17 protein-coding genes are annotated in these 20654 nt (G+C 51.7%); 5 read left to right on the top strand and 12 right to left on the bottom strand.

What is annotated here, in order from left to right; genetic code table 11:
• Window positions 1-104: 104 nt before the first annotated feature.
• From uvrB to bioB, 5 genes are all read right to left on the bottom strand, one after another.
• The gene (gene uvrB, locus AACS80_RS00460) at window positions 105-2126 is read right to left on the bottom strand and encodes an excinuclease ABC subunit UvrB (RefSeq protein ID WP_135409730.1); all 2022 of its coding nucleotides are present in this window, start codon (window positions 2124-2126) and stop codon (window positions 105-107) included.
• Window positions 2127-2700: 574 nt separating this feature from the next.
• Entirely contained in the window at window positions 2701-3381 is a 681-nt protein-coding gene (bioD, locus tag AACS80_RS00455; RefSeq protein WP_135409729.1) for a dethiobiotin synthase, read from the bottom strand.
• Window positions 3374-4129: a malonyl-ACP O-methyltransferase BioC gene (gene bioC, locus AACS80_RS00450; RefSeq protein ID WP_135409728.1), complete on the bottom strand. Its 756-nt coding sequence runs from the start codon at window positions 4127-4129 to the stop codon at window positions 3374-3376. The genes bioD and bioC overlap by 8 nt, the downstream gene beginning before the upstream one ends.
• Window positions 4113-5270, bottom strand: a complete 1158-nt coding sequence (gene bioF, locus AACS80_RS00445; RefSeq protein WP_135409727.1) for an 8-amino-7-oxononanoate synthase — start codon at window positions 5268-5270, stop codon at window positions 4113-4115. The genes bioC and bioF overlap by 17 nt, the downstream gene beginning before the upstream one ends.
• The gene (gene bioB / locus AACS80_RS00440; protein ID WP_000951213.1) at window positions 5267-6307 is read right to left on the bottom strand and encodes a biotin synthase BioB; all 1041 of its coding nucleotides are present in this window, start codon (window positions 6305-6307) and stop codon (window positions 5267-5269) included. The genes bioF and bioB overlap by 4 nt, the downstream gene beginning before the upstream one ends.
• Window positions 6308-6393: 86 nt before the next feature.
• Between bioB and bioA the strand changes: the two genes are divergently transcribed.
• The 3 genes from bioA to AACS80_RS00425 all read left to right on the top strand — a co-directional run bounded on the left by bioA (window position 6394) and on the right by AACS80_RS00425 (window position 9653).
• Window positions 6394-7683, top strand: coding sequence for an adenosylmethionine--8-amino-7-oxononanoate transaminase (bioA, locus tag AACS80_RS00435; RefSeq protein ID WP_130259787.1), 1290 nt, complete (start codon window positions 6394-6396; stop codon window positions 7681-7683).
• 58 nt (window positions 7684-7741) lie between these two features.
• Window positions 7742-8218 carry a kinase inhibitor gene (locus AACS80_RS00430; protein ID WP_000767391.1) on the top strand — a complete coding sequence of 159 codons (477 nt, stop codon included), beginning with the start codon at window positions 7742-7744 and terminating at the stop codon, window positions 8216-8218.
• Window positions 8219-8369: 151 nt separating this feature from the next.
• Entirely contained in the window at window positions 8370-9653 is a 1284-nt protein-coding gene (locus tag AACS80_RS00425; protein ID WP_130259788.1) for a putative acyl-CoA thioester hydrolase, read from the top strand.
• A gap of 324 nt (window positions 9654-9977) precedes the next feature.
• On the opposite strand, the gene AACS80_RS00420 is transcribed toward AACS80_RS00425, so the two are convergent.
• From AACS80_RS00420 to AACS80_RS00410, 3 genes are all read right to left on the bottom strand, one after another.
• Complete coding sequence (locus AACS80_RS00420; RefSeq protein WP_138183609.1) at window positions 9978-12239, bottom strand: hydratase; 2262 nt, start codon at window positions 12237-12239, stop codon at window positions 9978-9980.
• A gap of 182 nt (window positions 12240-12421) precedes the next feature.
• Window positions 12422-13855 (bottom strand): anion permease, encoded by a 1434-nt coding sequence (locus AACS80_RS00415; protein WP_130259791.1) that lies wholly within the window; start codon window positions 13853-13855, stop codon window positions 12422-12424.
• A gap of 75 nt (window positions 13856-13930) precedes the next feature.
• Window positions 13931-14983 (bottom strand): 4-oxalomesaconate tautomerase, encoded by a 1053-nt coding sequence (locus AACS80_RS00410; protein WP_135409726.1) that lies wholly within the window; start codon window positions 14981-14983, stop codon window positions 13931-13933.
• A 183-nt stretch (window positions 14984-15166) separates the two neighbouring features.
• Here AACS80_RS00410 and AACS80_RS00405 point away from each other — a divergent pair, with 183 nt between their 5' ends.
• Window positions 15167-16120 carry a LysR family transcriptional regulator gene (locus AACS80_RS00405; protein WP_135409725.1) on the top strand — a complete coding sequence of 318 codons (954 nt, stop codon included), beginning with the start codon at window positions 15167-15169 and terminating at the stop codon, window positions 16118-16120.
• Window positions 16121-16161: 41 nt separating this feature from the next.
• Here the strand turns inward: AACS80_RS00405 and pgl are convergent, their stop codons facing one another.
• Complete coding sequence (gene pgl / locus AACS80_RS00400) at window positions 16162-17157, bottom strand: 6-phosphogluconolactonase (RefSeq protein ID WP_130209934.1); 996 nt, start codon at window positions 17155-17157, stop codon at window positions 16162-16164.
• A 154-nt stretch (window positions 17158-17311) separates the two neighbouring features.
• Here pgl and ybhA point away from each other — a divergent pair, with 154 nt between their 5' ends.
• Window positions 17312-18130 (top strand): bifunctional pyridoxal phosphate/fructose-1,6-bisphosphate phosphatase, encoded by an 819-nt coding sequence (gene ybhA, locus AACS80_RS00395; RefSeq protein WP_000213425.1) that lies wholly within the window; start codon window positions 17312-17314, stop codon window positions 18128-18130.
• On the opposite strand, the gene modC is transcribed toward ybhA, so the two are convergent.
• The 3 genes from modC to modA are packed head-to-tail and all read right to left on the bottom strand — an operon-like array spanning window position 18131 to window position 20654.
• The gene (gene modC, locus AACS80_RS00390; protein ID WP_130209932.1) at window positions 18131-19189 is read right to left on the bottom strand and encodes a molybdenum ABC transporter ATP-binding protein ModC; all 1059 of its coding nucleotides are present in this window, start codon (window positions 19187-19189) and stop codon (window positions 18131-18133) included.
• Between the two features lie 2 nt (window positions 19190-19191).
• Entirely contained in the window at window positions 19192-19881 is a 690-nt protein-coding gene (modB, locus tag AACS80_RS00385) for a molybdate ABC transporter permease subunit (RefSeq protein ID WP_000604034.1), read from the bottom strand.
• Window positions 19881-20654, bottom strand: a complete 774-nt coding sequence (modA, locus tag AACS80_RS00380) for a molybdate ABC transporter substrate-binding protein (protein ID WP_130209930.1) — start codon at window positions 20652-20654, stop codon at window positions 19881-19883. The genes modB and modA overlap by 1 nt, the downstream gene beginning before the upstream one ends.

The following is a 20654-nucleotide window of genomic DNA, read 5'->3' as shown; positions in this document are numbered from 1 at the left end:
CTACAAACCGCGCAAATTCAATGTATTGCAGAGATCATGTAGGCCTGATAAGCGTAGCGCATCAGGCAATTTTGCTTTTGCCATCTCTCTTCTTCGTTATCCTGTCACGGAGCCGCAATAAACAACTCACGCAGCTGATGCAACTGGTCACGAATTTGCGCCGCCTCTTCGAACTCCAGATTTTGCGCGTGTTGCATCATCAGCCCTTCCAGTTCATGGATTTTCTGCTGCAACGCTTTAGGCGACATATCCATCGGTACATTATCCGGCTCAACAATCGGGCGCGATTTTCCTCTGCCCTTCGCTTTGGTTTTGGCAATGTTCTGCCCCAGCGCCAGGATATCGACCACTTTCTTGTTCAAGCCTTGCGGCGTAATGCCGTGTTCCTCGTTGTACTTCTGCTGCTTCTCACGGCGACGTTCGGTTTCGCCAATCGCTTTCGCCATTGATGGGGTGATCTTATCGCCGTAGAGAATCGCTTTACCGTTGACGTTACGCGCCGCGCGACCAATGGTCTGAATCAATGAACGTTCGGAACGCAGGAAGCCTTCTTTGTCTGCGTCGAGGATCGCCACCAGCGAAACTTCTGGCATATCCAGACCTTCGCGCAGTAAGTTGATCCCCACCAGCACATCAAACTCGCCCAAACGCAAGTCGCGGATGATTTCCATACGCTCGACGGTGTCGATATCCGAGTGAAGATAACGCACGCGTTCACCGTGTTCTTCCAGATATTCGGTGAGATCTTCCGCCATCCGCTTAGTCAACGTCGTGACCAGTACGCGTTCGTTAATTGCCGCCCGCAGGCGAATTTCTGAGAGAAGATCATCAACCTGGGTCGCTACCGGGCGCACTTCGATAATCGGGTCCAGCAGCCCTGTTGGACGCACGACCTGATCCACCACGTCGCCACCGGATTTCTCCAGCTCGTAATTACCGGGTGTTGCAGAAACATAGATGGTTTGCGGGGCTAACGCTTCGAACTCTTCGAATTTCAGCGGACGGTTATCCAGCGCCGATGGCAGGCGGAAACCGTACTCCACCAGCGTCTCTTTACGCGCCCGATCACCTCGATACATGCCGCCAATTTGCGGAATAGTCACGTGGGATTCATCGACCACCAACAGGCCATCGGCGGGGAGATAATCAAACAGCGTCGGCGGTGGCTCACCGGGTCCACGACCGGAAAGAAAGCGCGAATAGTTTTCAATGCCTGAGCAATAACCCAGCTCGTTCATCATCTCCAGATCAAACTGGGTACGCTGAGTCAGGCGTTGTTCTTCCAGCAGCTTGTTATTTGCCAGCAGCACTTTGCGCCGATCGGCCAGCTCTTCTTTGATCTCTTCCATCGCCTGCACAATACGCTCGCGCGGGGTGACGTAATGTGTTTTCGGATAGATGGTAAAGCGGGGGATGGTTGAGATAATTTGCCCGGTTAATGGGTCGAAAAGCGACAGCCGCTCTACCTCTTCGTCGAACAATTCAACACGTAGCGCAACGTCGTCGGACTCCGCCGGAAAAATATCAATCACTTCCCCGCGAACACGGAAAGTCCCGCGCTGGAACGCCTGGTCGTTACGGGTGTATTGCAGTTCCGCCAGGCGCCGCAGAATCGCGCGCTGATCGATAATCATGCCGACCGTCAGATGCAGCATCATCTTAAGATATAAGTCAGGGTCGCCCAGACCGTAGATGGCTGAAACAGAGGCGACCACCACCACATCGCGCCGCTCCAGCAAAGCTTTGGTCGCTGAAAGCCGCATCTGTTCAATATGTTCGTTTACCGAGGCATCTTTTTCAATGAAGGTGTCCGAGCTCGGCACATAGGCTTCCGGTTGATAGTAGTCGTAGTAAGAGACGAAGTATTCCACCGCATTTTCCGGGAAAAATTCTTTCATCTCGCCGTACAACTGGGCTGCCAGCGTTTTGTTGGGCGCCAGCACCATCGTCGGGCGCTGAAGGTCGGCAATGACGTTAGCAATGGTAAATGTTTTCCCGGAGCCCGTTACGCCGAGTAGAGTCTGGTGAGCCAGGCCATCTTCAAGCCCTTCTTCGAGGCGTCGAATTGCCTCAGGCTGATCGCCAGAAGGTTTAAAAGAGGAATTCAGTTTGAACGGTTTACTCATGAGTCGCTACCTGAAGGAGTGGGCGGGCAGGTATGTAATTTTACTCGTCGTGCTTAATAATGCCAACAAATTATACTGGATAAAAAAACAGTTTCACGCCACATTATTTCTGTTACACCGTCAACGAAGGTATCAATCATGAGCATAATTTGCTCAGTGACGAGATAAAACTCCAGGATTGCGGGGTTATCCCCAAAGCAACGGCTTTTTTAACAATTGTCAAGATGGCTGATGACGGATTTATGGCAAGAGATGTCACTTTCATGACTGCCATTGCTTTTATATAATTAATTGAAAAATAACAAATATTTCCTTAAGCCTTCTTTCGCGTCAATTCGCGTGCAAGCCGCGTATTCTCTCGCTTGCATCGCGTTTTCTAACTCTAATGCACATGGTTATCCACAGGAATAGTGGATAACTGCCTGCAGCCCGTATGCCCTGCCGCCTGGGCAATTCCCACACTAACCGCATATTGTGGGGGTAAATATTTTTTCTCAATTCTTTTGAAATTTAATTGGTTGAATTGCAGGCAGCAGACGACGCGATCTCGCTCGCAATTTAACCAAATATATTGCTACAACAATGCGGTGAGATTGAGGTACTTTCCGGTTAGCGCGTTTTCAGGGGGTTCATCAAGCCATGGGATCTCCCCAAGCAGCGGTGCGGAAATCATCCGCTTGAGCGTGGCCATATATTCAGCGTGACGTTTGCCCGGTGGAGTCACATCGTTCGCTACCCACCCTGCAAGGGTAAGTCCGGCTTGCTGTACAGCCTGTGCGGTCAGCATCGCGTGATTAATACAGCCGAGTTTCACGCCCACAACCAGTATCACTGGCAGTTGTTCTTGCGTTACCCAATCCGCGAAAGTGAAAGACTCAGAAAGCGGCGTAAACCAGCCTCCTGCACCTTCTACCAGTACCCAGTTTGCATGCTGTGCCAGCGCGTGTAACCCGGCGCTCATAACCACGGGGTCGATGGGTCTGCCCTCTTCCGTACTGATGATATGCGGCGAGGTCGGTTCTGCGAAGGTGTAAGGGTTTACCGTGGCGTAATCCAGCTGCAGGCTACTGTTGCGTTGCAACGCCAGTGCGTCGCTATTACGTAAGCCTTCTACTGTCATTTCGCTGCCGGAGGCAACAGGTTTGTAACCTGCCGTCCGGTAGCCTGCCGCCTTCGCGGCCTGTAAAAGCGCACAACTGGCGACGGTTTTCCCTACTTCGGTATCCGTTCCGGTGACAAAATAACGTTTACTCACGAGCAATCACTCCCAAAAAAAGATGATACGTCAGAGGATATCGCCCCTGTTGTTGCGGCCAGGCTAGTTGCAATCGCTGCAACTGCGAACGCGTTAATATTCGCGGGTCGCGCCCTTCATGAAGATGCGTTGCGCCAATGCCTTTGAGCGAGCGCATGGCACTGAGCGCATCATCAAACCACAGTGTGACGGGCTGCATATTGTATTGATAACGAAAGTCTTTCAGCGCCTGTTCAATTTCTGCTGGCGGTAAAAAACGATTGGCATGCGGACGTTCGTCTACCGCCAGCCACGCCTGATGCAGTTCGGGTAACGATCCCTGCGCCAGCGTGGTAAACGCGACCATGCCTCCGGGGCGCACCACCCGATACAGCTCGCGGAGTGCCGTGGATAAATTACCGCACCACTGCACCGCGAGATTGCTCCATGCAAGATCGAACGTCGCATTCGCCAGCGGTAAGGATTCGATATCGCCTGCCAGATAATGATCTGCGGCATCTTGTTGGCGTGCCTGCGCAAGCATAAGTGGCGAGAGATCTAACGCCGTCACCTGCGCGTGACGTTCTCGCCAGTGGCGGCTCATCCAGCCAGGTCCACAGCCAGCGTCCAGCACACGGGGGTATTTACGCTGTGAGAGCATTGCCAGTAAGGCATCGGCACTCTGGCGCTGTAACTCTGCGTGTTGCTCATAGTGCGCGGCTGCCCGACCAAATGCCGCCGCAATGGCTTGTTTATTGACCGTTGCCATGCAGCACCTCCAGCAGACGGTCGATATCCTGTGTTTCATGTGCCGCAGTCAACGTCAGGCGCAGTCGCGCAGTGCCGACGGGTACGGTTGGCGGGCGAATCGCCGTGACCCAGCAACCTTGCTGGCGCAGTTTTTCTGCCAGTTGTAACGCACGGCTGTTATCACCGACAATCAATGGCTGGATGGCGCTGCATGAATCCGCAAGCGTAAACGGCAAACCCTGCACTCCGGCACGAAAAAGCGTAATGAGTGCCGCCAGTTTTTCGCGCCGTGCATCACCCTCATCACTACGAATGACCGCCAGCGATGCACGTAATGCCTGCGCCTGAGCGGGCGGCATACTGGTGCTGTAGATAAGATGGCGGGCGAATTGCAGCAGATAATTCGCCACGCTATCAGAACAAAGCACCGCCGCGCCGCTGACGCCAAATCCTTTGCCAAAAGTGACTACCAGCAGTTCCGGCTTCACCTTTTGCTGCCAACAACTGCCTCGCCCCTGTTTACCGATAACCCCCGTGCCGTGGGCATCATCGACCATCAACCAGCCATTGTGCTGTTGCGTTACCTGTTGAATTTCCGTAAGCGGCGCGCTATCGCCGTCCATACTAAACACACCTTCTGTCACCACCAGTTGCTGCCCCAGACAGGAGGCAGCAAGCAGACGTTCCAGATGAGCGACATCGTTATGAGTAAAACGGCGAAGCGGCGACGGGCTTAAACTGGCAGCCTCCAGCAAGGAGGCGTGGCTAAGCCGGTCGGCAACAATACGATCCTCTTTCGCCATCATCGCAGTAATGACCGCCTGATTAGCGGCAAAACCAGAGATAAACAACAGCGCCCGCGAATAGCCCAGCCACTCGGCCAACTCTTCTTCCAGCGACTGATGCGCCACGCTATAACCGCTGACATGACCGGAACCGCCGCTACCGACGCCAAATTGTTCCGCCCCCTTCTGCCAGGCACGGATAATTTGCGGATGATGGCTTAAACCGAGGTAATCATTGCTGGAAAAGTTCAGATACTGGCGCTCGTCCGCCACCAGCCAGCGCCCGGCTCCTTGCGCCACCGGATAACGGCGACGCAGGGCATCGGCAGCACGCCGCGCATCGAGCGCCGCGTTGATTTTCTTCTGCCAGCTCATAGTGCTGCCGCGTTGTAATATTCGTCGGTGTCCGGGGTCATCAGCGCCTGCTCCAGACGCTGCTGTTGTTCGTTATCGCCTGCCAGCACGGCAGTTTGCTGCGGATTCAGCCCCAGTTTGCGGAACAGTTGCAGGTCTTTATCTTCTTCTGGATTCGGCGTGGTTAGCAGTTTGCAGCCGTAGAAAATCGAGTTTGCGCCAGCCATAAAGCACATTGCCTGAGTCTGTTCGTTCATCTGCTCACGTCCTGCAGAAAGGCGCACGTAAGAGGTCGGCATCATGATCCGCGCTACGGCAATGGTGCGAATAAAATCAAAGGCATCGACATCATCGTTATCGGCCAGAGGCGTGCCTTTCACCTTCACCAACATGTTGATTGGCACGCTTTCCGGCGGCGTCGGCAGGTTTGCCAGTTGCAGCAATAATCCGGCGCGATCTTTTACTGTTTCGCCTAAGCCGACAATGCCGCCAGAACAGACTTTGATCCCGGCATCGCGCACTTTTTCCAGCGTATCGAGACGTTCCTGATAAGTGCGTGTGGTGATGATATTGCCGTAAAACTCCGGCGAGGTGTCGAGGTTGTGGTTGTAGTAATCCAGCCCGGCATTCGCAAGGCGCTGCGCCTGAGATTCACTCAACGTACCCAGCGTCATACACGCCTCCAGGCCCATCGCTTTTACCCCCTGCACCATTTGTTCCAGGTACGGCATATCGCGTTCGTGGGGATTCTTCCACGCCGCGCCCATGCAAAAACGCGTCGATCCCGCCGCTTTCGCTTTGCGCGCCGACTCCAGCACCTGTTCAACTTCCATCAACCGCTCGGCTTCCAGTCCGGTTTTATAGCGCGAGCTTTGCGGGCAATATTTGCAATCTTCCGGACAAGCTCCGGTTTTAATTGACAGCAAAGTGCTGACCTGCACCTGACGAGGATCAAAATGCTGACGATGCACCTGCTGCGCTTCAAACAGCAGATCCAGCAATGGTTTTTCAAATAATTCTGTGACTTGCGACAATGTCCAGCGTGGGCGGTGAGCCATGGGGCTTCTCCAAAACGTGTTTTTTGTTGTTAATTCGGTGTAGACTTGTAAACCTAAATCTTTTCAATTTGGTTTACAAGTCGATTATGACAACGGACGATCTTGCCTTTGACCAACGCCATATCTGGCACCCATACACATCCATGACCTCCCCGCTGCCGGTTTATCCGGTGGCGAGCGCCGAAGGTTGCGAGCTGATTTTGTCTGACGGTAGACGCCTGGTTGACGGTATGTCGTCCTGGTGGGCGGCGATCCACGGCTACAATCACCCGCAACTCAATGCCGCGATGAAGTCGCAAATTGATGCTATGTCGCATGTGATGTTTGGCGGTATCACCCATGCGCCAGCCATTGAGCTGTGCCGCAAACTGGTGGCAATGACGCCACAACCGCTGGAATGCGTTTTTCTCGCGGACTCCGGTTCCGTGGCGGTGGAAGTGGCGATGAAGATGGCGTTGCAGTACTGGCAGGCCAAAGGCGAAGCGCGCCAGCGTTTTCTGACCTTCCGCAATGGTTATCATGGCGATACCTTTGGCGCGATGTCGGTGTGCGATCCGGACAACTCAATGCACAGTCTGTGGAAAGGCTATCTGCCAGAAAACTTGTTTGCTCCGGCTCCACAAAGCCGCATGGATGGCGAATGGGATGAGCGCGATATGGTGGGCTTTGCCCGCCTGATGGCGGCGCATCGTCATGAAATCGCGGCGGTGATCATTGAACCGATTGTCCAGGGCGCAGGCGGGATGCGCATCTACCATCCGGAATGGTTAAAACGAATCCGCAAAATGTGCGATCGCGAAGGTATCTTGCTGATTGCCGACGAGATCGCCACCGGATTTGGTCGTACCGGCAAACTGTTTGCCTGTGAACATGCAGAAATCGCGCCGGACATTTTGTGCCTCGGTAAAGCCTTAACCGGCGGCACGATGACCCTTTCCGCCACGCTTACCACGCGCGAGGTTGCGGAAACCATCAGTAACGGCGAAGCCGGTTGCTTTATGCATGGGCCAACGTTTATGGGCAATCCGCTGGCCTGCGCAGCAGCAAACGCCAGCCTGGCGATTCTCGAATCTGGCGACTGGCAGCAACAGGTAGCGGCTATTGAAGTACAGCTGCGCGAGCAACTTGCCCCCGCCCGTGATGCCGAAATGGTTGCCGATGTGCGCGTGCTGGGGGCAATTGGCGTGGTCGAAACCACTCGCCCGGTGAATATGGCAGCGCTGCAAAAATTCTTTGTCGAACAGGGCGTCTGGATCCGGCCTTTTGGCAAGCTAATTTACCTGATGCCGCCCTATATTATTCGCCCTGAACAGTTGCAGCGCCTGACCGCAGCGGTTAACCGTGCTGTACAAGATGAAACATTTTTTTGCCAATAACGAGCAGTCAGCCTGAAGGTTTCTGGCTACACTTTCTGCAAACAAGAAAGGAGGGTTCATGAAACTCATCAGTAATGATCTGCGCGATGGCGATAAGTTGCCACATCGTCATGTCTTTAACGGCATGGGTTACGATGGCGATAATATTTCGCCGCATCTGGCGTGGGATGATGTTCCTGCGGGAACGAAAAGTTTTGTTGTCACCTGCTACGACCCGGATGCGCCAACCGGCTCCGGCTGGTGGCACTGGGTAGTGGTTAACTTACCCGCTGATACCCGCGTATTGCCGCAGGGGTTTGGCTCTGGTCTGGTAGCAATGCCAGACGGCGTTTTGCAGACGCGTACCGATTTTGGTAAAACCGGGTACGATGGCGCCGCGCCGCCGAAAGGCGAAACGCATCGCTACATTTTTACCGTTCACGCGCTGGATGTAGAACGTATTGATGTCGATGAAGGTGCCAGCGGCGCGATGGTCGGGTTTAACGTCCATTTCCACTCTCTCGCCAGCGCATCGATTACCGCGATGTTCAGTTAATCACTCTGCCAGATGGCGCAATGCCATCTGGTATCACTTAAAGGTATTAAAAACAACTTTTTGTCTTTTTACCTTCCCGTTTCGCTAAAGTTAGTATAAAAAAGCAGGCTTCAACGGATTCATTTTTCTATTTCATAGCCCGGAGCAACCTGTGAACACATTTTCAGTTTCCCGTCTGGCGCTGGCATTGGCTTTTGGCGTGACGCTGACCGCCTGTAGCTCAACACCGCCCGATCAACGTCCTTCTGATCAAACCGCGCCTGGTACCTCTTCTCGCCCGATTCTGTCGGCAAAAGAAGCGCAGAATTTCGATGCTCAACACTATTTTGCATCCCTGACACCAGGTGCTGCAGCGTGGAATCCTTCCCCGATTACCCTGCCTGCGCAACCTGACTTTGTTGTCGGCCCGGCGGGTACACCGGGCGTGACGCACACGACTATTCAGGCAGCGGTGGATGCGGCAATTATCAAACGTACCAATAAACGCCAATATATTGCTGTGATGCCAGGTGAGTATGAAGGCACGGTCTATGTCCCTGCAGCTCCGGGTGGAATCACCGTCTACGGTACAGGCGAAAAACCGATTGATGTGAAGATTGGGCTTTCCCTTGATGGTGGCATGAGTCCTGCCGACTGGCGTCACGACGTCAACCCGCGCGGCAAATATATGCCAGGTAAACCAGCGTGGTACATGTACGATAGCTGCCAGAGCAAACGCAGCGACAGTATCGGTGTTCTCTGCTCTGCGGTCTTCTGGTCACAAAACAATGGCCTGCAACTGCAAAACCTGACCATCGAAAACACGCTGGGCGATAGCGTAGATGCGGGTAACCATCCGGCGGTGGCGCTGCGTACTGATGGCGATAAAGTGCAGATCAATAACGTCAACATTCTCGGTCGTCAGAACACCTTCTTTGTCACCAACAGTGGTGTGCAAAACCGTCTGGAAACCAATCGTCAACCGCGTACTCTGGTGACCAATAGCTATATTGAAGGGGATGTGGATATCGTTTCTGGTCGCGGCGCGGTGGTGTTCGATAACACCGAATTCCGCGTGGTGAACTCCCGTACCCAGCAGGAAGCGTATGTGTTTGCACCGGCTACGCTGTCTAACATCTATTACGGTTTCCTGGCAGTAAATAGCCGTTTCAATGCTTCTGGTGATGGCGTCGCACAACTGGGCCGCTCGCTGGATGTTGATGCCAATACCAACGGTCAGGTGGTGATCCGTGATAGCGCCATCAACGAAGGTTTTAACACGGCTAAACCGTGGGCTGATGCGGTGATTTCCAATCGTCCATTTGCGGGTAATACCGGCAGCGTTGACGATAGCGACGAAGTACAGCGCAATCTGAATGACACTAACTACAACCGCATGTGGGAATACAATAACCGCGGCGTGGGTAGCAAAGTGGTTGCAGAGGCGAAAAAGTAAGAGCTATTCACTTTTTGCCGGATGCGGCGTGACCGCCTTATCCGGCCTACAGTTCGATGCGATTTGTAGGTCGGATAAGATGCGCAAGCATCGCATCCGACAATAAATGCCGGATGCGGCGTAAACGCCTTATCCGGACTACGGTTCGATGCGATTTGTAGGTCGGATAAGATGCGCCAGCATCGCATCCGACAATAAGTGCCGGATGCGGCGTGACCGCCTTATCCGGCCTACGGTTCGATGCGATTTGTAGGTCGGATAAAATGCGCCAGCATCGCATCCGACAATAAGTGCCGGATGCGACCTACATTCACATGGCGCTTTTTACATCTGACGGTTTTTATTGAAGTTAATCAAACTACCCGCCTTGATAATCTCGCGCTCTTCAGCAGTCAGACTTTCCATATAGAGCGTAATCTCCGTTACCGGCGCATCTTTATGGATCACATAACCTTTAAATGTCGTACCTGGATTATCCAGCGCCGCTTTAATGCCAGGGATGTAAATGTAATCACCTACGTCAAAGTTCGGTGCTTCCGCCATTTGCAGCGGTAACATCCCCCAGTTGATGACGTTAGAACGGTAGCGTTTAGTCGCGTACTCCTCGGCAATATTCGCCAGACCGCCAATCACACGCTGGCAACTCGCCGCCTGCTCACGCGCAGAACCATCACCTGGTTTGACCGCATAGACCATGCTGCCAATTTCAGTTTGCAGCGGATCAATATTTTCCTGACCAGCAATCTGCTTAATGCGCGCAAAAACGTCTGCCAGTTCACTGACATTCCCCGCCAGACGCTGATTTTCCAGCTCGGCAGTGGCTTTACTTCTGCCAACATAACCCGGATCACGGCGTGACAGGGTAAACTCCGCCAGACCAATTGGATTTGAACGATACGAAGAGGTTTCACCGGAAGGAATCAATTCGTCAGTGGTGGTCACTTCGTCGAGGATCTTCGAGCACACTTTGAGGACGATATTGTCAGTCAGTGCGCCTAATTCCGGCCAGTCTTTAATGTTCGGTCCGTAGATCAGCGGTTGCTGAGTCGCCCCTTTCACAAAACCCTGATAAACACGGTTTTTATACGGCGTTACATCAAAGGCGTACTCCGGCACGTTGTCCCAGCAATCGAGTTCGCTGGCAGAGGTTAAATAGCCACCGTTTGCCGCAGTCGCAGCGATAGAGCGAGCGTCCATCAACGCTACCGCTGACATCTGCCCATTGGCTGGCTTAGAGCCTTCACGGTTCGGGAAGTTACGCGTGGTGTGGCGAATACTCAAACCGTTGTTGATTGGCGTATCGCCCGCGCCAAAGCATGGGCCGCAGAACGCGGTTCTGATGATTGCGCCTGCGCCAATCAAATCTGCTACCACACCTTTTTTGGCGAGATCCATAAACACCGGCTGTGATGACGGGTAAACCGCCAGCGAGAAGGTGTCATTGCCACAGGATTGACCGCGCAGCGCATTTGCTGCGGCGATAACGTTTTCATAGTTACCGCCAGAACAGCCAGCGATAATCCCCTGCTGTACTTTCAGGCGACCATTTTCCACTTTATCCAGCAGCGAGAGTTTGGCTTTACCGTGCGCCACGCGTTCGGACTCAATTTCAATCTCACGCAGAATGTCAGTCAGATTCTGGTTCAGCGTGTCGATTTCATACACGTTGCTCGGGTGGAACGGCAGCGCAATCATCGGTTCGATGGCACTTAAATCAACGCTGATGCAGCCATCGTAGTACGCCATTGGCTGAGGATTAAGCTGGCAGTAATCCTGGCCGCGACCGTGCAGCGCCAGCCAATTATGCACTTCTTCATCGGTTTGCCAGACAGAACTTAAACAGGTAGTTTCAGTGGTCATCACGTCAACGCTGTTACGGAAATCGGTAGAGAGCGCAGCAACACCGGGACCTACGAATTCCATCACTTTGTTTTTGACGTAACCGTTTTTGAACACGGCACCGATGATAGCCAGCGCCACATCCTGCGGCCCCACATACGGCGCAGGTTTTCCGGTCAGATGCACCGCAACCACGCCCGGATAGTCGATATCCCAGGTGTCATTAAGCAGTTGTTTTACCAGCTCGCCGCCGCCCTCACCGACTGCCATTGTCCCTAATGCACCGTAACGGGTGTGGCTGTCTGACCCGAGGATCATTTTGCCGCCGCCTGCCATCATTTCACGCATATATTGATGGATGACCGCAATATGCGGAGGCACAAAAATACCGCCATAACGCTGAGCTGCCGATAAACCAAAAATATGGTCATCACCGTTAATAGTGCCGCCCACAGCACAGAGTGAATTATGGCAGTTGGTCAGCACATACGGCAGCGGGAAACGTTCCATACCGGACGCTTTAGCGGTCTGTACAATACCAACAAAGGTAATATCGTGAGAGGCTAATGAATCAAACTTAATTTTAAGTTTATCCATATTTCCGGACGTATTATGAGAAGAGAGTATTGACCAGGCAATAGTGCCTTTTTTTGCTTCTTCTTTTTTTATTTCGCCGGTGAAATGTTCTTCGGCAATTATTTCGTTATTGCTGGCGAGAAACACGCCTTTTTCAGATAACTTGATCATCAAATGCTCCAGATATCTGCGCACCGTGAAGTGCGCAGATAGATAATAAATGGATATACTCTAAATAATTCGAGTTGCAGGAAGGCGACAAGCGAGTGAATCCCCAGGAGCTTACATAAGTAAGTGACTGGGGTGAGCGAACGCAGACGCAGCACATGCAGCTTGAAGTATGACGAGTATATTTACAGCATGTTCCAGCCGATCAGCATATTCCACCACCATACGCCGAGGGTGATATGCACCAGGAAGGTTAATATCGTCAGTACCGCACCAACCAACCACCAAGATTTAATATCGTTGTAACCCACACCAAAGATGACCGGACCAGCCGCGCCACCATAGTGAGTAACCATGCCGCCATAGGAGTTGGAGAACAACAGTGCCAGCGCGGTTAACATTAACGGTGCGCCGGAGACGTTCGCCAGCATGGCAAATACCGGCAACATGGCAACGATATAGGCACTACCGGAAGCGAAGAAATAACGCACGATGATGCTAAGGAAAATAATAACGAAGAAAGCAACGTTACCGTGGCCATCAAATGCCAGGTTATTTTTAAAGACTTCAGCTAACCATTCGAAGAATTTCACTTTCGATAATAATGAGCTTAAGCCGATAATACCGCCGTACCAGATTAAGGTATTCCAGCCGCCTTTATTTTTAACCACGTCTTCCCAGGTAACAATACCCAGCAGCAGCATGGTCGCCATAACAACGATTGCCACTGAAGATTCATCAACACCCAGGCTCTTACTGAAAATCCAGCCCAGCAGTGCCAGCACAAAGACAACGAGCAGCATTTTTTCACGGATTTTCATCGGCCCCAGTTCAGCAAGGCCCGCTTTGGCGATGGTTTTGTTATCCACCTTTTTAATTTCTGGCGGATACATGGTGTAAATCACCAGCGGAGTAACCAGCAGCATAATGATGCCCGGCAATCCGGCGGCCAGCGCCCATCCACCCCAGCTAATTTGCAGGTGCAGAATGTCGTTGATCATTTTCAGCGCCAGAATGTTCCCCGCCATTGCGGTAAAGAACATATAGCTGGTGGTTTTGGTGACCATGTAAATGGACATCATCAAGTAATGTCCGACACGACGCGGGCTTTTTTCAGGTTCTGACCCCAAAGCCACCGCCACGCTGTTGATGATCGGTAATACAATACCGCCCGCACGCGCGGTATTCGAAGGCGTAGCCGGAGCGAGTACCAGATCAAGGAATACCGTAACGTAACCCAGACCCAGCGTAGTGCTACCAATTTTACCAATCAGCAAATAGGCAATACGTTTGCCTAAGCCGGTGGTCACAAATGCGGCGCTTAAGGTAAATGCCGAGAACACCAGCCAGGTGGTACCTGAAGAGTAACCGCTTAATACGGCGGTGGTTTTAAACGCACCGTCGGATAAGTTACCGACCACCACCATCGAGGCAGCAACGGCAATTAACAGTACGACAGGTTCCGGGAAAGGCTTGATAACCAGCCCCACAATCGCCGCCAGGTATATACCAAAAAGTACCCATGCCAGTTCGCTTAATCCTGCCGGGGCTGGCATAACGCCAATAATACATGGGATCGCTAATATCAGAATTAGCTTCCATAACGATTTCTTATTCATTTAAAATCCTGTTCTTTCTGTATGACTCATACAGAAGTCCTTTATTGATTGTCCTTATCACGACAACGAAATTTTTCAGGGAAGATAAACTTCACCGGAAAATATTTTTCTGGTCGTCCGAATAACAGATGCACGTAACGTTGTGGCATCCTGACCGTCATTACTTAAATGAACGTCAAGCGCACCACTGGGGTGTTCAATATTGATATTGCCGTACCCCACAGAAGGGACGATTTGTCGGGTGACGGTGCCTTCCAATGCACAGCTACTGGAAATGGCAATAGCGCCAGTTATCGCCAGTGCGCGATGGCAAGAATGCGGCATAAAATAACGCACATTAATTGCCCCGCCTTTCTGCGCTGGAGAAATAAGCACAGGTTTAGGGATAACCATATTACTAACATCGCCTAAGCCCATTGCTTTACCCGCTTGCAGACGGATAGATTCAATGCGGGCTAATAATGCTTTGTCGGCATCCAGTTCCGCCGGTAATTCATAGCCTGTTTTGCCCAGATATTCAGCCGGAATAATGACGACTGGCATCGCCATATCAATACAGGTCACTGGAACATCGTCAAAATAATCAATCTGTTTATCAGTCGGGAAGACTTTTCCGGTTTTTGTTCCTGCTGCATTCAGGAAAGTGAGAGCGACCGGTGCGGCTGTCCCTGGCACACCATCAATTCTGGCGCTACCCTCGTACTCGACAACACCATTTGGCGTTTGCACATCAGCTTCGATGAACGTACCAGTATTGACGTTGCGGATACGCACACGGGTGATCGGTGATGTCGGGGCAATCAAACCATTTTCAATGGCGAATGCCCCAACCCCAGACAGCATATTGCCGCAGTTTGGTGTCGTATCAACACGCTGCTCATGGACGATAACCTGAGCAAACAGATAATCGACATCAGCACGCGGATCGTCGGAACGGCTAATAATGGCGACTTTACTGGTCAGCGGATTACCGCCGCCGATACCGTCTATTTCCAGATCGTTACCGGAACCCATAATTGCCATCAATATTTTATCGCGCTGCGTTTGATCTTCGGGTAAATGTTCCGCTAACAGGAACGCGCCCCTCGAGGTTCCACCTCGCATCATCACGCAGGGTATTTTTTTCATAATAATGCCCTCAATTTAAAAACATAACTTATTGCGATATGGTTACATTAAGGGCAAAGCATCTCTAATGACTTTAGCTCCACGATTAATAACATTTTTTCATTAATTTAAGTGATTAAATTGCAGTTAAACTGTTTAACTGTAAATCACTAAAATGCACCGCTTCCATTTTTCGGAGTAATAATGAAGCATGAATTATCAGGTATGAAGGCATTCGTTACGCTGGCAGAGTCCAGTTCATTTAACAATGCCGCTAAATTACTCAATATTACGCAACCTGCATTAACGCGAAGAATAAAAAAGATGGAAGAAGATTTACATATTCAACTTTTTGAGCGTACAACTCGCAAGGTTACGTTAACAAAAGCAGGAAAAAGGTTGCTCCCGGAGGCGCGGGATTTAATAAAGAAATTCGATGAAACGCTTTTTAGTATTCGTGATATGAATGCTTATCATCGTGGTATGGTGACGTTAGCGTGTATTCCGACCGCCGTATTTTATTTTTTACCGCTGGCAATCGGTAAATTTAATGAGCTGTATCCCAATATTAAAGTGCGGATTCTGGAACAAGGTACGAATAATTGCATGGAATCGGTGCTGTGCAATGAATCTGACTTTGGCATAAACATGAACAATGTCACAAATTCATCCATTGACTTTACCCCACTGGTCAATGAGCCGTTCGTGCTGGCCTGTCGGCGTGACCATCCATTGGCCAAAAAGCAGCTGGTGGAATGGCAGGAGTTAGTAGGTTACAAAATGATTGGCGTGCGTTCCTCCAGCGGCAACCGACTACTGATTGAGCAAAAATTGTCCGATAAGCCCTGGAAACTGGACTGGTTTTATGAAGTGCGTCATCTTTCGACGTCATTAGGATTGGTGGAAGCGGGACTGGGGATTTCGGCGCTTCCTGGCCTGGCAATGCCTCATGCGCCCTATTCTTCGATTATTGGTATCCCATTGGTGGAACCCGTTATACGTCGGACATTGGGAATAATTCGCCGTAAAGATGCCGTACTTTCTCCAGCAGCAGAACGCTTTTTTGCCTTGCTGATTAATTTATGGACTGACGATAAAGACAATTTGTGGACCAATATCGTCGAACGCCAGAGACACGCGTTACAGGAGATGGGCTAATACTCCCGGCGCAGGAGATTCAGCGCCGGGTAAATCAGCGGTTAGTGTGCGTTCACCACAACCCACATTGGCCCCTGCCCTACCGCATAGCGGCCTTTTTCATGCAGCAGCCCCTGCTCGCCGACAATTTCGTATACCGAGATATGGTGCGATTTTTGCCCGGCGGCAATCAGATATTTGCCACTGTGATCAACATTAAAGCCGCGCGGCTGAGTTTCCGTTGGCTGGAAGCCTTCTTTACTCAACACGCTGCCATCTTCCGAAACGCTGAAAACGGTAATCAGACTGGCGGTACGGTCGCAGGCGTATAAATGACGACCATCCGGGGTGATATGAATATCAGCCGCCCAACGGGTGTCGGAGAAGTTTTCCGGCATCATATCCAGCGTCTGGACACATTCGATATTGCCGTGCGGATCTTTCAGTTCCCAGACATCCACTGAGCTGTTTAACTCATTGACGCAATATGCATATTGTTCGTTTGGATGGAACACCATATGACGCGGACCGGCCCCTTCAACGGTAGTCACTTCTGCGGGGTCCTGCGCCACCAGATGACCGTCATCGCTGACCGTAAACAGGCAAATACGATCCTGCTTTAATGCCGGAACCCACAGAGTGCGGTTATCTGGTGAAATATTGGCGGAATGACAGCCGTCCAGTCCCTCAACCACATCGACAACGCCCACAGGCAGGCCATCTTCCAGTCGCGTTACGCTCACGTTACCCGCATTATAAGAGCCGACAAAGACAAACTGCCCATGGTGATCGGTGGAAATATGCGTCGGGCTACCCGGCAGCGCAGACTCTGCGGCAAATGTCAGTGCGCCATCATCTGGTGCAATGCGATACGCCAGAACGCGAAATTCGGGACGAACGCCAACGTAGAGGTAACGTTTATCCGGGCTGACCACCATCGGCTGCACCTGCCCCGGCACATCGACAACCTGTGTCAGCGTCAGCACGCCTTCATGATTCAGGTTCCAGACGTGAATTTGCTGGCTCTCAGGGCTGGCGATATAAACTGTTTGCTTCATGAATGCTCCTTTGCATTTAGCAACTGACTTTAACAGCTAAAATTAGTCGCTTTTGGCGGTGAATGCTGAATTAAAACGCAGAATTTTGTCCGATAGTGGTATCGGTGTACCATTCGCGCAGACGAAAATTCTTAACCTTAATCTGGAAAACGCCATGACCACACGCGTGATTGCTCTCGACTTAGACGGCACCTTATTGACCCCGAAAAAGACTCTGCTTCCCTCATCGATTGAAGCGCTTGCCCGCGCTCGCGAAGCAGGTTACCAATTGATTATCGTCACGGGTCGCCATCACGTCGCTATTCATCCTTTTTATCAGGCGCTGGCGCTGGATACACCTGCTATTTGCTGTAATGGCACCTATTTGTATGATTATCATGCAAAAACTGTGCTTGAAGCCGATCCAATGCCCGTTAACAAAGCCCTGCAACTCATTGAGATGCTGAATGAACACCACATTCACGGTCTGATGTATGTGGATGACGCAATGGTCTATGAGCATCCGACCGGACATGTCATTCGCACGTCTAACTGGGCGCAGACTTTGCCGCCGGAACAACGCCCGACTTTCACACAAGTCGCTTCTCTGGCTGAAACGGCGCAACAAGTTAACGCCGTGTGGAAGTTCGCTCTGACGCACGATGACCTGCCGCAGTTACAGCATTTTGGTAAGCATGTTGAACATGAGTTGGGTCTGGAGTGTGAATGGTCCTGGCACGATCAGGTTGATATTGCACGCGGCGGCAACAGTAAAGGTAAACGCCTGACGAAATGGGTTGAGGCGCAAGGCTGGTCGATGGAAAACGTAGTCGCATTCGGCGATAACTTCAATGATATCAGTATGCTGGAGGCTGCCGGAACGGGTGTAGCGATGGGCAATGCCGATGACGCGGTAAAAGCACGCGCCAATATCGTGATTGGTGACAATACCACCGACAGCATCGCCCAGTTTATTTATAGCCACCTGATTTAATCAGGCGGTTATCGACACACTTTTAATTTGCGCGTATAGCCACAGGCCAGGTTTGATCGCCAGTTCATCCCTGGCCCACGGGCTTATTCGCGCCCACAGCGTTTTACCGCCGACTTCCAGTTCCACTTCCACCTGGCCGTTATCGTCATAGCTATTGACGACTTTTGCGCGCAGCACATTGCGGATGCTGGTTTGTTGCGGCGGTTGTAAAACCAGAGAAACATCGGAAGCCTGGATGCGGATGCGTAGCGCGGCTTGCAGCGGTTCATCCAGCTTATTAACCCATAAATGCTGATCGCCCAGCGCCAGCGCGGTCATTGCGTAACGCGGATGATGTTCCAGTACCGTTACTTTCAGAATGCTGCTTTGTTGCTCTTTCGGCAGCCACGGATTCATCACGCTACTGCCCCACACTTCTTCCAGCGCCCCGAAAGCTTTCACCTGGCCGTTTTCCAGTACCATCACTTTGTCCGCCAGATGGAGGATTTCATCCAGCGAATGACTGACATACAGCATCGGAATGTTGATTTCCCGCGTCAGCCGTTGCAGATAAGGCAATAGCTCGCGTTTGCGCGGAAGATCCAGCGACGCCAGTGGTTCATCCAGCAATAATAATTCCGGAGCCGTCAGCAATGCCCGACCAATTGCCACACGCTGTTTTTCGCCTCCGGACAGGCTGCCCGGTAAACGGTCAAGCAACGGTTCAATGCCTAAAAGCGCCACCAGCTTATCGAACTGATCGACCATACTTTTCGACATGCCGTAGCGCAGATTGCCACGCACTTTGTAATGCGGGAACAGCCGTGCATCCTGAAACACATAGCCAACGCGACGCTTTTCCGGCGTCAGGCAGATACCTTTTTCGGCATCATTTAGTACCCGACCATTGAGGACAATCCGCCCTTTTTGCGGGCGCGTCAGTCCACTAATGGCGTTAATCAGCGAAGTTTTTCCGGCACCGGAGACGCCAAAGATAGCAGTGATGCCATTGGCGGGCAGCGTTTCATTAATGGTCAGGCAATGGTTGCCCAAGGTCTGGGAAAAATTCAGTTCCAGCATGATTAGCGCCCCGCCCGTTCACGGCTGATTCTGGCCAGCCATTCTGAAATCAACAGGGAGATCATCGCCAGCGCAATAGAAATAATGCAGAGTCTCGCCGCGCCGCTTTCACCGCCTGGGGTCTGGATCAGGGTATACATGGCAGAAGGAATGGTTCGCGTTTCACCTGGAATGTTAGAAACAAAGGTGATGGTTGCACCAAATTCACCGAGCGAACGAGCAAATGCCAGTACTGTACCGACGATAATTCCCGGCAACGTCAGCGGTAACGTGATAGTAAAGAAAACACGCCAGCGCCCAGCCCCCAGCGTTCTTGCGGCCTGTTCCAGTTTGACATCAACCCCTTCCAGCGCCAGACGAATCGCCCGCACCATCAACGGAAAAGACATGACGGCGGCAGCGAGAACCGCGCCGCGCCAGCTAAACGCGAAGGTAATGCCAAACCAGTCATACAGGCGTTCGCCGATAAATCCGCGCCGTCCCATAGAAACTAACAGCAAGTAACCGACAACCACGGGCGGTAACACCAGCGGTAGATGCAGTACGCTGTCGAGCAGAGCTTTGCCCGGAAACGTGCAACGCACCAGTAACCAGGCAAAAAAGATCCCAAACGGCAGGCTAAACAGCACAGCCAGGGAAGAAACTTTCAGGCTTAATAAAACCGCCTGCCATTCTGGATCGGTCAGTATCATTACTTAGTTGTAAATCCGTAACGTTTAAAGATTTCCGCAGCCTGCGGTCCCTTCAGATAATCGTAAAATGCTTTCACTGTCGCGTTGTTATGCCCTTCCACGACGGCAACCGGATATTCCACTTTTTTATGCGAATCTTCCGGGAAAGTGGCGACCACTTTTACCCCTTTGCTGGCAACTGCGTCAGAACCGTAGACAATACCCAGCGGCGCTTCATTACGTTCGACCAGCGCCAGCGCCCCACGAACATCTTCTGCCGGAGCCAGTTTCGGGGAGAGCGTATCCCATGCGCCCAGTTTTTGCAGAGCTTCTTTCGCATAAATGCCAGCCGGAACATGTTCCGGATCGCCAACCGCCAGGCGGCCGCCATTCAGCAGAGAGGTCCAGTTAGTTTTGCTGTCGATGGTGAACTCTTTCTGCTCGCTGGTTTTCGGTGCTACAACGACCAGGCTATTGCCGAGCAAGGTTTGACGCGTGGCGGTATCAATTCCTTTTTTATCAATTGCATAATCCATCCATTTCTGATCGGCAGAAATAAACAGATCCGCAGGCGCACCTGCTTCAATCTGACGAGCCAGAGTAGAAGAGGAGGCGAAAGAAGAAACGACGTCTACGCCTTTCTCTTTTTTATACTGCGTAGCGATATCCTGCATCGCGTTGGTCAGTGATGCTGCGGCAAAAACCGTGATTTTCCCTTCATCCGCCAATGCATTGCCAGCAACAGTGAAAGAGAGCGCCGCCCCGGCAAACAGGTTTAACCATTTACGAGCCAT

Source organism: Escherichia sp. E4385 (assembly GCF_963883145.1).
In the GTDB taxonomy this organism is placed as follows: domain Bacteria; phylum Pseudomonadota; class Gammaproteobacteria; order Enterobacterales; family Enterobacteriaceae; genus Escherichia.
Note: the sequence above shows the minus strand (reverse complement) of the source record. Positions and strands in the feature narration are given on the sequence as shown.